Consider the following 13,429-nt stretch of genomic DNA (forward strand, 5'->3'; position numbering starts at 1 on the left):
CCTTCACGCCCTTCTACAGCCCGCAGGATGCTCTGACCAGGTCGAGGCTGGGTAAGCATCGTCCGGTTCGCGCGCAAGACCCGAGCGGTTGAGATTCGTCCGTGAGAGCCCAGTTCTCTTAGCTTTTCGGAAGGTAGATGCTTAGATACTTGCGTGAGCGTTAGACCTTCGTTCGATCCTGCCGTCACGGCGGAGGACCGCGTCCTTCTGGAGGCGCGGCCGGACCTACTGCACCCCGCCGCCGGGGTGCGGTCGTCGGGGCCTCTCGGTGGGCGGGCCCCACGGGACGTGCTCTTCAGTCTCTGGAACGCTCCCTTGTGGGCTGTTCTGCCGCTCGTCATCGCGCCGTTCTACGGGCGCAAGGCGGCCGTCGCCGGAGCGGTCGGGCAGGTCGCGGCGGGTGCGGTGCTGGTCCTCGCGCCCGGCGGTGTCTTCGTGCTCATGGGAGCGACCGTCGTCGCGTTCGGTGTGCTGCTGGCCCGCTGCGGACAGGGCCAGGTCGGCACCCTCGCGCGGCGGCTCCACGGGTCGTACGTGGTGCCGGGTGATCTCGACGCCGCCACGTCCGCCCTGCTCGGACGGGTCCAGCGGGCCATCCGTACGGTGCTGACCGCCGAGGTCACCAAGGAAGGCCTGCTCGACGACCTGCGCAACGCCGTCATGCTGCCCGCGCAGGAATGGGAGATCGCGCAGACCCTGCGGGAGATCAGTCGTCTGTCGGAGGAGCAGCGGACGGCCCGCCAGGCCGGACATAACGCCGATCTCGCCCAGGTGATGGGCCCGCAGGCCAAGGCGCTGAAGCTGGCCACGGCGTCGGTCACCGAGCGGGTCGAGGCGATCGAGCGGTACGCCGAGCAGGTCAGGGCCGCCGACCGGGCGCTGCTGCAGTGGAGGACCCTGCAGCGTCTGGCCGACAACAACGACGCCTACGGAGAACTGTTGGCGCGGACCGTCCGGGACGAGTTGGCGATCGCGGAGATCGACGGGCTCACCGAGGAGGCGAAGCAGGTCGAGGAGGCGCTGCGCCGCAGCGTCGAGAAGGCGCGCAGGACCGGGCTCACCCTGCTGCCCGGCGGGCTGGCGGAGGCGGGCTGATGTCGCCGAAGAACAGGGGCCCGATCAAGGTCAAGGACAGGCACGGCAAGCTCAGGAGCGCCGAGGTCGAGACGTTGCCGACCCTGTCGCCGGGCGGTGAGGAACTGTTCGGACGGTTGCCGGTCTGGGTCAACGTCCTCGGCGGGCTCGTCCTCGCCGTCCTGCTCTGCATGCCGCTCTTCCTCTGATCAGAGGTCCAGGATCATCTCCCGGAGCGGCTCACCGGTGATCTTCCACCAGGCCGCGGCCAGGGCCACGGTGCCGACCGTCGCGAGCACGACCCGCCAGCCGGGCAGACCGCCGTGCTGGAGGATCGGGCCGCGGGCGTGCGGGTCGAACATCCGCTCCACATGGAGCTTGCCCCAGAACCCGAGCTTGGACGACACCCCGCTGGTGCCGCCGAAACCGACCCCGACCTGGTAGACCACGCCGATGGCGGCCATCCCCGCGGCGAAGAAGCCGAAGGCCGCCTGACCGAGCGCGAACACGCCCGTGGCGAGCTGGCCGATGGCGACCACGCCGCGCGACAACTGGCCGATGGCGACGACGCCGTTGGCGACCTGACCGAGAGCGATGATCCCCGTGGCTTCCTGCCCGGCCGCGAACACGCCGACGGCCTGAGGCCCGATCGCGAAGACCGCCGGAATGCCATCCCCAACTGCCACAAGCTGCATACGGCGAGCATAAAGGATCCTTTACCCAAGACAGCGGACATACGCGTTGAATCCGATGCGCCCTGACCAACATCCCGTCGTCGTCCGTCCCGGGTGCGGCTCCCCGTCCCGGAAAGGACGCCTCGATCGGCTCACGGCGCCCATACTGCTCGGCGCGCTCGCCGACGAACCCGAAGCGCGGTTGCTCCGTCTTCTGGAGGGGCCGTTGGCAACGGGGGAACTGGCCCACCGGTCGAGGGTGACACCGAGCGCTGTCTCCCAGTATCTGCGCGCCCTGTTCGCTTCCGGTTTGGTCACCCGAACCCGGGATGGACGGCGCGTCCTGTATGACCCGAGTCCCCTCGGCGACCGACTGCTCGATGAACCGGGGTAGTTCGTCGCGCGGCCGGTGTCGGCCAGTTCTCATCCTGTTGCCAGGAGGAGGCGAACTTCATTCTGGGGGCGATTGTGTCGCCCGGTCAGGGAAGAGGGTTCCGATGGACGGGGACATCCGATTGCGGCAGCGGCTCGCGGCGGGTGACGACGGCGCGCTGCGGCTCGCCTATGACCGATGTTCGCCGCTGGTGTACGGGTTGGCGTTACGGGTGACCCGGAGCCGGGAGGCCGCGGAGGAGATAACGCAGGACGTGTTCGTGTCCCTGTGGGAACGCCCCTACGACTTCGATCCGAACCGCGGGAGCCTGCGCACATGGCTCGCGCTGCTCGCGCATCGACGATCCGTCGACTGGGTGCGCAGGGAGGAACGGCAGCGGCATCTGCTGGACACGGTCGGCGACTCCGAGCCGTCCGCCCTCATCCTCGACATGATCATCGCCGAGGAGACGGGAGCGCGGGTGCGGCGCGCGGTGGCGGCGCTGCCGCAGCGGCTGCGGGAGGCGGTCGAGTTGGCCTACTACCACGGACGAACCTACCGGCAGGCGGCGGCCGAGCTGGGCTTACCGGAGGGCACCGTGAAATCGCGCATCCGCTCCGGGTTACGTCGCATCGCCGACACTCTGGCCGAGGAAGGCAGCGCATCATGACCGAACCTCCTCTGGACCTGCGTGCCCGTACGCTCCGCGCCGCGCTGTCGAGGCGCGCCCCGGCCCGTCCGGCGCCCGACTTCGCCCGCCCGTACGCCGCGATGGTCTCCATGCTCGACGCGCTGCTCACCGCCCTGCCGGAGGCCGACTGGACGACGATCGCCGTCGACGAATGGGACGCGCGGGACCTGGTCGCGCACCTGACCGCCACCGACGGGCTCCTGGTGGAGGCCATCACGGGTGTCGAGTCGTCGGCCGAGGACGTCCCGGCCCGGACGGCGGAGATGGTCGGGCGCCGCCTTCCGCTCCGTGACACCCGCCGGGTGTGGCGCCGCCAGGCGGACGAACTGTGCGACATGCTGAGCGACTCGGACGCCGACCGCCAGGTCCAGATGGGCGGATACGGAATGCGCCTCAGCGACCATCTCTTCGCCCGCGCCTTCGAAACGTGGATCCACACGACCGACATCGGCCGGTCGACGGGCCGTCCCCTACCGCCGCCTCTCGCCGAACACGTGCATCCGCTCGCGGACTTCGGCGCGCGAATCCTGCCCATGGCGCTCGTGTTGACGGGCCGGGAACACCCGGACCGGACGCTGCGCCTGATCCTGGACGGTCCGGGCGGCGGAGAGTGGACGGTCCCGTTGGGCAAGGTCGCCGCAGACGTCGAACCGTCCGTGCGGGTGAGGATGGACGTCATCGAGTTCTGCTTCCTGGCCGGAGGGCGCCGCGATCCCGAGACCGTGCGCGCGGAGACTAGCGGAGATCGGGCCGTCACACGCGATGTCCTGGCGTCGATACCGGCCTTCGCCGGCCCGTAGGAAGGGAGCACTTCGGGCGCTGCGGGGTGCTGTGCATAGGGGGTCGAGGACCCGCCACCAGCCGAAGGCGGTACATGTCCCCGCTGGTGGCGGGTCCTCGAACGGGCGGTGTGGGCTGTGCGCTGAACGTTGAGGGGCTAGGTTCGCCTCCTTTCCATCAGTCGACCGGACGTCACGGGAGTGGATCGGGGTGCGGGGCCGCCCTGACGGGTCAGCAGGTGATGGAGACGAACCCGGACGTTCCGGTCTGCTTGATGTCCGGCGGGGTGTAGTTCGGTGGCGGGACCCCGAGGGGCGAGATCTGCCGCTCCGCCGGTAACGGCGATGCGGCCGAGGCCGGCGCCGTAGTGAGAGGCCCCGCGGCGATCGCACCGGCCGGCCCGACCGAGGTCACCCTGCTGACGTGGGAACGACGTGGCATCTTCATGGTTCCGCCCTTTCGGGAAACGTCGCCTACGGCGACCGACGATGAGCGCCTGTCTCACCCGAAATTCGCGCCGCACCGCCATCTGGATGAGCCCGCCCGGCGGTCGGCCGTGGCGCTCCATGGAACGGGGATCAGGGTTTGCGGGCTACGGCGCCGTAGATGGCCACTTCCGCGGGGTCGCCCCAGGGGGTGGCTTCGGGGCGCCATCTTGAGCAGGAGACGAGGCCCGGGGTGAGGAGTTCCAGGCCGTCGAAGAAGCGGGCGATCTGTTGCGGGGTGCGTTGGGTCAGTTTGGGGGTGCCGTACTTGTTCCAGTACGCGACGGCCTCGTCCACGTCCGGCATCGTGGGGCTGGTGATGGTGTGGGACAGGACGAGGTGACTGCCCGAGGGGAGCGCGTCCATCAGGTGACGGACGATGCGGTGGGCCTCGTCGTCGTCCTCGATGAAGATGACCACGCCGAGGAGGGTGAGCGCGGTCGGTTCGTCGAGATCGAGTGTGTCGGCGGCCCGTTCGAGGATCATGTCGGGGTCGCGCAGGTCGGCGTCCAGGTAGGCGGTGGCGCCGCCGGGGGTGCTGGTCAGCAGCGCGTTGGCGTGGACGAGGACGAGCGGATCGTTGTCGACATAGACGACGCGGCACGTCGGGTCCACGCGTTGGGCGACCTCGTGGGTGTTGTCGTGGGTGGGGAGGCCGGTGCCGATGTCCAGGAATTGGCGAATGCCCACCTTTTCGGCGAGATGGCGGACGGTACGTCCCAGAAATACGCGATCGGCGCGACCGTAGTCGATGATGCCGGGGTGCAGTCGCTTGATCTGCTCGCCGATCAGCCTGTCGATTTCGTAATAGTCCTTGCCGCCGAGCCAGTAGTTCCAGATCCGCGCCGTATGGGCCACCGATGTGTCGATCTCGGGCGTGCGGCCGAGCTCGGGTGGGATGCCGGTCACGGCGCGTCGCTCCTCCGCTCGCCTGCGCTGCCATCTCGAACGTAGCAGCGCAGACGGCCCTGCCAAGGGCGGCCACAGAAATACGGAAAGCGGTTGGCTCCGATTGCGGGTTTGTGATGCGCCCAGACAGTAATGTTATGGATTGCGCAATTAGCCCCCCTGGAAGCGATTGGTCGACCTTCATTGGTTCCGCCCCTTTGCGGGGCATTCAGGTGGTGCGGTGCCGCCGCCCCCGAACGCGCACCGTGACGGCTGACCGAAACATGACCGACCAGTTAGGTTATGTGGAGATCGTCCGGCTAAGGGGGGAAGAACGAGAAGTGCCGGACGGAGGCGAGGTGGCATGGCCCGAAGAGGCGGGGGCGGCGGCGTACCGCTCAACTGGGAGCTGCTGCTGGGGCTGGTGACGGTCGGGTTCCTCATCTACCTGTGGGTATGGGCTGCCACCCAGGGCGGACCGCCCTGGTAGCGGGCTCAGCGGGTCAGCAGCGTCCGCAGCGCCTTGGTGACCTCGGCCGGGGCCTCCTCGGCCATGTAGTGGCCGCAGGTGACGGTGCTGTGGTGCAGGTCAGCGGCCCACGCGCGCCACAGGGCGACCGCGTCGAAGCCCAGGGCCGCGCCCCAGTCCTGCTGGAGGACGGACACCGGCATGGTGAGCCGGTTGCCCGCGTCCCGGTCGGCCCGGTCGTGGTCGATGTCGATACCGGCGGACGCGCGATAGTCGGCGACGATCGACGGGACCGCGTCGCGGCAGGCGTCCAGGTAGGCGGCGCGGACGTCGGGCGGGATCGCGGACGGGTCGTTCGCCCACAGGTCGAGGAAATGCCCGAAGAACGCGTCGGGCGCGGCGCCGATCAACCGTTCGGGCAGGCCGGGCGGCTGGGCCATCAGGTAGAGGTGGAAGCCGACCGCCGCGGTGACGCCGTGCATCGCGTCCCACATGTCGAGGGTCGGCAGGACATCGAGGCACGCGAGATGCGTGATCGTCGAAGGGTGGTCGAGCCCGGCGCGGAAGGCGACGTGGGCGCCGCGGTCATGACCGGCCAGAGCGAACCGTTCATGGCCGAGTGCGCGGGCCAGGGCGACGATGTCGGCGGCCATGGCGCGTTTGGAATAGCCCTCGGCGGGCTTGTCGCTGGCGCCGTAACCTCGCAGGTCAGGGCAGATGACGGTGTGGTCGGACGCGAGGTCGGCGGCGACGTGACGCCACATCAGGTGCGTCTGCGGGAAGCCGTGCAGCAGGACGATCGGAGGGCCGGAGCCCCCCACGGCGACGTGGAGGGAGACCCCGTCGGCGACGGGGACACGGTACTGCTCGAAACCGGGGATGGTCGGCACGATTCTGTCCTTTCTCGTGGGATGTCCCCAGGTTGACGGGTGTGGATGAGCATCCGATGAGCGCGCTATAGCGTGGCCGGTGTGGGGGTCGTGTTCGGGGTGCTGGGGCCGGTGACGGCCTGGGACGGCTCCGGCGACGTGATCGCGTTGAGGGGGCCGAAGCATCGGGCCGTGCTGACGCGGCTGATCGTCGCCCGTGGTCGGGTCGTCCCGGTGACGCGGCTGGTCGACGACCTGTGGATCGATCCTCCGGCGGACGCCGTCGGGACGGTCCGCACGTTCGTGGCGGCGCTGCGCCGGGCGCTGGAACCTGATCGTCCACCGAGGTCGCCGTCCCGGACGCTGGTCACCGAGGGGCCGGGTTACGCGCTGCGGGCCGGGCCGGACGAGGTGGACGCGTGGCGCTTCGAACGGGCGGTCGGCGCGGACCGTCCGGCAAGAGACCTGGTCACGAGCCTGGACGAGGCGCTCGGCTGGTGGCGCGGGCCCGCGTTCGCCGAGTTCGCCGACGACGGCTGGGCGCGGGCGGAACGTTCGCGTCTGACGGAGCTGCGGCTGCGGGCCGTCGAGCGGCGGGCCGAGGCCATGCTGGAAACGGGCCGCGCCGCCGACGCGGTACCCGACCTGGACGCGCACCTCGCCGAACACCCCTGGCGGGAGGACGCGTGGGGTCTCCTGGCGCTCGGGCTGTACCGCACGGGACGCCAGGCGGACGCGCTCGACGTGCTGCGCCGGGCGCGGACGCTGCTGGTCGACCGGCTCGGCATCGACCCCGGTCCGGCGCTCCGGCGGCTGGAACAGGACATCCTTCGCCAAGCCGACCATTTGGATCTGGGCGGCGACGCGACGGCGCGGGTGTGGGCACGGGCGGCAGCCGCCTACGACCGGACGGTCGCGTCCGGGGCGCGGGACCGGCTGGAGTCGACGGTCGGCCTGCTGCGCAACCTCGCGGTGACCGGGGGCGGCGGCCTGGAGGCGGCACGTGACCAGCGCATGGCGGCGATCACGGCGGCCGAGGAACTCGGCGACGCGGAACTGACCGCCCGGGTGATCGGCTCCTTCGACGTTCCGGCGATCTGGACCCGCTCGGACGATCCGCGCCAGGCGGCCGAGATCGTCGCGGCGGCCGAGCGCACCCTGACCGCCCTCCCCGGCGAGCACGAGGGCGTCCGGGCACGCTTGTTGGCGACGATCGCACTGGAGTCACGCGGGTCAGGCACCGGACGGGCGCGGGCGGCGGCGCTGGAGGCGGAGCGGATCGCGCGTCGCCTGGACGATCCCGCGTTGCTGGCGTTCGCGCTCAACGGCCTGTTCATGCAGACGTTCCATCGGGCGGGGCTGGCCCCACGGCGGGACGAGATCGGGGCCGAGCTGGTCGAGTTGTCCGTCCGGCATGGCCTGGTCGCGTTCGAGGTTCTCGGTCATCTCGTCCGTCTGCAGGCGCTGAGCGCGCTAGGAGACTTCGCGGCGGCCGACCACCATGCCGCCGCGGCGGACCGGCTGGCCGAACGGCACGAACGGCCGTTGGTGGGGGTCTTCACCGACTGGTACCGGGCGTTGCGGCTGGCCGCGTCCGACGAAACGACGGCCGACGAGGTCGAAACCGCCTACAACCGGGCGATCGCGCGATTGGACGGCTCCGGAATGCCCGGCCTCACCGACGGGCTGCCCGCGCTCGCGACGCTGGCCCTGCGCGTGCGGGAGGGACGGCCCGCACAGGTCGGCGACGACACCCGGTGGGGCCCTTACGAGCCGTGGGCCCGTCCGTTGGTCCTCCTGGCGAAGGGCCGGACGAACGAAGCTGCGGCGGCGCTGCGGGCAACTCCGGAACCACCCCGTGACCTGCTCTTCGAAGCCATGTGGTGCCTCACCGCGCGGGCCGCCATGGCCGTCGGCGACCGCGAGACGATGGCACGCGCCCACGACGAACTGGCGCCCGCGGTGGCGGAACTGGCCGGTGCGGGCAGCGGGCTCCTCACCCTGGGCCCCGTTTCCGGCTACGTACACGACCTCGCCAAGGGGTAGGGCGAATCGGCTTCTGCGTCCCGGCGTGTCGGATTTGGGCGGGTTTACCAACTTCGGACGTTGGGGCGCTCCCCTCTCGGGTAGGGCGGCACAGAAGCAGCGAGAGGAGAGCGTCGTGACGGACGTTTCGAGCAGGGGACCGGAGCCGGGGGACGACCGTCCGGTACTGACCAACCGACAGGGTCATCCCGTCTATGACAACCAGAACCAGCGGACGGTGGGCTCCCGTGGCCCCGCGACCCTCGAGAACTACCAGTTCCTGGAGAAGATCAGCCACTTCGACCGGGAGCGGATTCCGGAGCGGGTCGTCCACGCGAGAGGCGTGACCTCGTACGGGTTCTTCGAGGCGTACGGAAAATGGGGCGACGAACCCGTCAGCAGGTACACGCGGGCGAAACTGTTCCAGGAGCAGGGGAAGCGCACGCCGGTGGCGCTGCGGTTCTCCACGGTCATCGGCGGACGCGACTCGGCCGAGACGGCCCGGGACCCGCGCGGGTTCGCCATCAAGTTCTACACCGAGGACGGCAACTGGGACCTCGTCGGCAACAACCTGGCCGTCTTCTTCATCCGCGACGCCATCAAGTTCCCCGACGTCATCCACGCCCTCAAACCGGACCCGGTCACATTCCGCCAGGAACCGGCGCGCATCTTCGACTTCATGTCGCAGACACCGGAGTCGATGCACATGCTCGTGAACCTCTTCAGTCCGCGCGGAATCCCGGCCGACTACCGGCACATGCAGGGGTTCGGCGTGAACACCTACAAGTGGGTGAACGAGGCCGGTGACACGAAGCTCGTCAAATACCACTGGATGCCCAAGCAGGGCGTGCGGAGCATGACGGAGGAGGACGCGGCGGCGATACAGGCCCACGACCTCGGGCACGCCACCCGGGACCTGCACGACGCCATCAACCGCGGCGACTTCCCGGAATGGGAACTGCTCGTCCAGATGATGGACGACCACGAACACCCGGAACTGGACTTCGACCCGCTCGACGACACCAAGGTCTGGCCGGAGAACGAGTTCCCCGCGCAACCGGTGGGCCGCCTCGTCCTCGACCGCAATGTCGAGGACAACTTCGCCGAGAACGAGCAGATCTCGTTCGGCACCGGCGTCCTCGTGGACGGTCTCGACTTCTCCGACGACAAGATGCTCGTCGGACGGACGTTCTCCTACAGCGACACGCAGCGGCACCGCGTGGGCCCGAACTACCTGCAACTGCCCGTCAACCAGGCCAAGAGCACGCAGGTGCGCACGAACCAGCGCGACGGACAGATGACCTACTACGTGGACAACGCCGGTGACAACCCGCACGTGAACTACGAGCCGTCCATCACCGGCGGCCTGCGGGAAGGCCAGTATCCGACGCACGACGAGCAGGGCCCGGAGATCCGGGGACGCCTGACACGCATGCGCATCCAGCGGACGAACGACTACAAGCAGGCCGGTCAGCGCTACCTGCTGTTGGAGGACTGGGAGCGGGACGATCTCGTCCACAACTTCGTCGAGCTGATCTCCCAGTGTGCTCGTCCCGTCCAGGAGCGGATGGTGTGGCACTTCCTCCTCGTCGAGGACGATCTCGGCCTGCGCGTCGGCAAGGGACTCGGCATCGCCCCGGAGGACATCGAACACCTTGAACCGCTGCCCGGCCAGGACCTCACCGACGAGGACAGGGAACGGCTGCGCAACCTCGGCAAGAACGGCCCGCGTGACGTCGACGGCCTGAAGATGACGCACTGCGTCCCGAACGAACGGGCCGTCCAGCACCGCTAGACGACGCCGGTGAGCGCACTGCCCGACCGCACGGCCGGTCAGTGCGCTCAGGGTCGGCTCAGGGTCACCCACCATCACGCCCGACCGACAACCCCGCAGGTCAGAGCCTCCACACTTTGTGGAACAAAGCATTCCGTTCTGCTACACTGAGACAAGTACGAACACCCCGACTACGGGTCTCCCGGGGGATTACTCCACCACGGATGAGGGTTTTCCCCTATGGCGATGAGTTTGCCGAACCGGCAGAGTCGTATTCAGCAGCAGGGGGACGAGGCCCCCTCCGCAGGAAGAAGGCAGACGATGTCACACACGCCACCCCCCACCTCGCTGAACACCTCCGACCTGGCCGAAGTGCTGTTCTGCTGCGGCCTCCAGGAGTCCGATCACCCCTCCGCCGAGCAGGTCCGCAAGGCCATCGACGACCGCATCGGCGCCTGCGGCGGCGACAGCACCGCCTGCGTCGCCCTGGTCGCCCAGGAAGCGGGCGACCACCCGGAGACCTACACCCTTCGGATGCGCTGGGCGCTGTCCACCGTCTCCGCGGCCTACCGCGACCTCACCTCCGCCGCCTGACCACCACAGGGAGCCCATCTGATGCTTTCACCGTTCACCGACCGGCCCGAGGACATCATCCCGCGCACACTCCGCGACCTGATCACCACCGACCCGTCCCCGCCCACGAACAGAAAGCGCCCGCGCCGACAACGAAGAACGAACACCACCCGAGGCGCCACCTAACACACACACTCCGGGTGGATTTCCTGCCGCTTCGGGGTGGGAGGGCGGAGGCCACTTAGTGGTGTCGCCGCTGTCTTGGCCGCGCTGTCGGCCGGACGGGACGTCCGGCTTGGCATGGACGACCCGGCCGGGATGTTCGCTGCGCGCGTCGGCGGCCAGGCCCACGGTGAAACGGCCGAGAGATCGTGGGCCGGAATTCGGCTCACTGTGGAGGCGGGCCTCGCGCGAGCCCCGGGCCGTCTTCCAGCGGGCTGAAAACGTGGCGGCGTCCGGGCGCGATACTGGACGGCATGGTCGACGACGAGCGTTGGAAGGCGCGTTTCCGGGCCGCCCGGATGAGCCTGCCCCGATGGGCGCGTGACGCCCCGAGCCGCAGCATCTACCAGTCGAACATCACGGGGACGTGGGAGATCTACACGTGGGACCGTGACACCGGCGCGCAGCGTCAGGTGACGGATCGGCCCAACGGGACGTGGATGGGAAAGATCGACCCGTCCGGTGAGTGGGTGTGGTGGTTCGCCGACACGGACGGCAACGAGTTCGGTGTGTGGAACCGGGTGCCGTTCGACGCGGATGAAGGAACGGAGAGCGTGCCGGCCGTTCCAGGGTTGGAGCCGTCGTACCCGTCCGGGCTTTGTCTGGGCCGTGATGGTTTCGCCGTCATCGGACGGACCACTGACGCCGGGAACACGATCCATCTGTGCCGCGCCGGTGCGCCGCCGGAGGTGCTCTACCACCATGCGGAGGACGCGCATGTCGCGGCGTTGTCGCAGGACGAGTCCCTGATTGCGGTCGGGCACAGCGAGCACGGCGACAGCCGTCACATGGCGTTGCGCGTGCTGCGTCCCGACGGATCCACGGTCGCGGACCTGTGGGACGGCCCCGGCAAGGGCGTCTACGGAGCCGGGTTCGCCCCGGTTGACGGCGATTCACGGCTTCTCGTCAACCATGAACGGCGTGGCCGGGACGAGATGCTGATCTGGGACCCGGTCTCCGGTACCGAGCGGGAGATCGTCCTCGATCTGCCCGGGGAGATCGGCGCGGGCTGGTATCCGGACGGGACGGCGCTGCTCATCTCCCACTCGCATGAGGCCCGCGACGAGCTGTACCGGTACGACCTCGCCGAGGAGACCCTGACCAGGGTCGACACCCCGCGCGGGGTGATCGGCGGAGCCTCCGTCCGGCCGGACGGGACGGTCGAGTTCTCCTGGTCGTCGGCCGCCGAACCGCCGGTGATCCGTTCGACGTCCGGTTCGGTGGTCCTCACGCCACCCGGTCCGGTCGCGCCGCCGTCCGTGCCGGTCGAGGACGTGTGGGTGGACGGCCCCGCCGGACGCATCCACGCGCTGGTCAGCAAACCGGACGGCGACCGCCCCTACCCGACCGTGTTCGACGTCCACGGCGGACCGACCGCGCAGGACGACGACTCGTTCGTCCCGTCCGCCGCCGCGTGGGTGGACCACGGGTTCGCGGTCGTCCGCGTCAACTACCGGGGCTCCACGGGATACGGGTCGGCGTGGCGCGACGCCATCGAGGGACGGGTCGGGCTCACCGAACTGGAGGACATCAAGGCCGTCCGCGACTGGGCGGTGGCCAGCGGCCTCGCGGACCCGTCGCGGCTCGTCCTGACCGGCGGCTCATGGGGCGGGTACCTCGCCCTCCTCGGTATCGGAACGCAGCCGGACGACTGGAGCGTCGCGATCGCCGCCGTCCCGGTCGCCGACTATGTCGCCGCATATGAGGACGAGATGGAAGGACTCCAGGCGTTCGACCGCTCGCTGTTCGGCGGCTCACCCGACGAGGTTCCGGACAGGTACCGCGAATCTTCCCCGATCACGTATGTGTCCCAGGTGAAGGCGCCGGTGCTCATCCTGGCCGGGGAGAACGACCCGCGCTGCCCCATCCGGCAGATCGACAACTACCTGGGCCGCCTCGCCGAGCTGGACCGTCCGCACGAGGTGTACCGGTACGACGCCGGGCACGGCTCCCTTGTCGTGGAGGAACGCATCACACAAATGGCCGCTGAAATGGACTTCGCCCGCAAACATCTGGGCATGTCCTGATCTTTCGGGGGGACGGACGGAGGCCCGTCCGTCCCCCGCGTTTACAAGATCAAAGCTCGGGCATCGCTCCCACCGGCCACCCCCCGGTTACCGGAAATCACCGATCGGGGGGATCACATGTCACGGCCATATCCGACCCGCGCCCGGCGCACACCCCGGCCATCGCGCTTCCGGCCACCCAAGACCGTCACTGCACCCGGCCCGCTCTTTCGCCAGACGGCCACGTCGACGACACTCTCCCTGATCATCGCGGCCCTCGTCGTCGCACCGCCTCCCGCGACCGCCGCCGAGCCGCCACCCGTCCCCGGCGAACGCACCATCGCGACTCCGACACGTTCGTCCGCCTCGGAGCGCGAACCCGGCGTCGCACCGGTCCCCGCAGCCGCCACTGAATCACCCGCGCGCCCCTTCGTCCCCGGCGAACGAACCGTCGCGACTCCACCCCCTTCGTCTGGCCCACCCGTCCCGGAGCGTGAACCGGTCGTCGCTCCACCCCGTTCCGAGG

The 13,429-nt window shown here is 69.5% G+C and carries 13 protein-coding genes; 10 read left to right on the top strand and 3 right to left on the bottom strand.

Annotation, left to right across the window (positions count from 1 at the left end; translation table 11 throughout):
* Positions 1–153 precede the first annotated feature (153 nt).
* Positions 154–1,095, top strand: coding sequence for a hypothetical protein (locus BZB76_RS03165; RefSeq protein ID WP_147449298.1), 942 nt, complete (start codon positions 154–156; stop codon positions 1,093–1,095).
* Entirely contained in the window at positions 1,095–1,283 is a 189-nt protein-coding gene (locus tag BZB76_RS03170; RefSeq protein WP_121432764.1) for a hypothetical protein, read from the top strand. Before BZB76_RS03165 ends, BZB76_RS03170 begins: the two co-directional genes overlap by 1 nt.
* Here the strand turns inward: BZB76_RS03170 and BZB76_RS03175 are convergent, their stop codons facing one another.
* Entirely contained in the window at positions 1,284–1,769 is a 486-nt protein-coding gene (locus tag BZB76_RS03175; RefSeq protein WP_121432765.1) for a hypothetical protein, read from the bottom strand.
* Between the two features lie 55 nt (positions 1,770–1,824).
* Here BZB76_RS03175 and BZB76_RS03180 point away from each other — a divergent pair, with 55 nt between their 5' ends.
* The 3 genes from BZB76_RS03180 (at position 1,825) to BZB76_RS03190 (ending at position 3,612) form a co-directional block, all read left to right on the top strand.
* The gene (locus tag BZB76_RS03180) at positions 1,825–2,142 is read left to right on the top strand and encodes an ArsR/SmtB family transcription factor (RefSeq protein ID WP_121432766.1); all 318 of its coding nucleotides are present in this window, start codon (positions 1,825–1,827) and stop codon (positions 2,140–2,142) included.
* A gap of 103 nt (positions 2,143–2,245) precedes the next feature.
* Positions 2,246–2,791 (top strand): RNA polymerase sigma factor, encoded by a 546-nt coding sequence (locus tag BZB76_RS03185; RefSeq protein WP_121432767.1) that lies wholly within the window; start codon positions 2,246–2,248, stop codon positions 2,789–2,791.
* Positions 2,788–3,612, top strand: coding sequence for a maleylpyruvate isomerase family mycothiol-dependent enzyme (locus tag BZB76_RS03190; protein WP_121432768.1), 825 nt, complete (start codon positions 2,788–2,790; stop codon positions 3,610–3,612). Before BZB76_RS03185 ends, BZB76_RS03190 begins: the two co-directional genes overlap by 4 nt.
* 558 nt (positions 3,613–4,170) lie before the next feature.
* Here the strand turns inward: BZB76_RS03190 and BZB76_RS03200 are convergent.
* Complete coding sequence (locus BZB76_RS03200) at positions 4,171–4,977, bottom strand: SAM-dependent methyltransferase (protein WP_211342865.1); 807 nt, start codon at positions 4,975–4,977, stop codon at positions 4,171–4,173.
* A 352-nt stretch (positions 4,978–5,329) separates the two neighbouring features.
* On the opposite strand from BZB76_RS03200, the gene BZB76_RS36270 reads away from it, so the two are divergent.
* On the top strand, positions 5,330–5,455 hold the full coding sequence (locus BZB76_RS36270; protein ID WP_281273832.1) for a hypothetical protein: 126 nt from the start codon (positions 5,330–5,332) through the stop codon (positions 5,453–5,455).
* Between the two features lie 5 nt (positions 5,456–5,460).
* Here the strand turns inward: BZB76_RS36270 and BZB76_RS03205 are convergent, their stop codons facing one another.
* The gene (locus BZB76_RS03205) at positions 5,461–6,327 is read right to left on the bottom strand and encodes an alpha/beta fold hydrolase (RefSeq protein WP_211342866.1); all 867 of its coding nucleotides are present in this window, start codon (positions 6,325–6,327) and stop codon (positions 5,461–5,463) included.
* Between the two features lie 78 nt (positions 6,328–6,405).
* Here BZB76_RS03205 and BZB76_RS03210 point away from each other — a divergent pair, with 78 nt between their 5' ends.
* The 4 genes from BZB76_RS03210 to BZB76_RS03225 all read left to right on the top strand — a co-directional run bounded on the left by BZB76_RS03210 (position 6,406) and on the right by BZB76_RS03225 (position 12,924).
* Positions 6,406–8,349 carry an AfsR/SARP family transcriptional regulator gene (locus tag BZB76_RS03210; RefSeq protein WP_121433415.1) on the top strand — a complete coding sequence of 648 codons (1,944 nt, stop codon included), beginning with the start codon at positions 6,406–6,408 and terminating at the stop codon, positions 8,347–8,349.
* 115 nt (positions 8,350–8,464) lie between these two features.
* Positions 8,465–10,123, top strand: a complete 1,659-nt coding sequence (locus BZB76_RS03215) for a catalase (RefSeq protein ID WP_121432772.1) — start codon at positions 8,465–8,467, stop codon at positions 10,121–10,123.
* Between the two features lie 300 nt (positions 10,124–10,423).
* Positions 10,424–10,696, top strand: a complete 273-nt coding sequence (locus tag BZB76_RS03220; protein WP_211342801.1) for a hypothetical protein — start codon at positions 10,424–10,426, stop codon at positions 10,694–10,696.
* A 455-nt stretch (positions 10,697–11,151) separates the two neighbouring features.
* Complete coding sequence (locus tag BZB76_RS03225) at positions 11,152–12,924, top strand: S9 family peptidase (RefSeq protein WP_121432773.1); 1,773 nt, start codon at positions 11,152–11,154, stop codon at positions 12,922–12,924.
* The last annotated feature ends 505 nt before the right edge of the window (positions 12,925–13,429 follow it).

It is taken from the genome of Actinomadura pelletieri DSM 43383 (assembly GCF_003634705.1).
Classification (GTDB): Bacteria; Actinomycetota; Actinomycetes; order Streptosporangiales; family Streptosporangiaceae; genus Spirillospora; species Spirillospora pelletieri.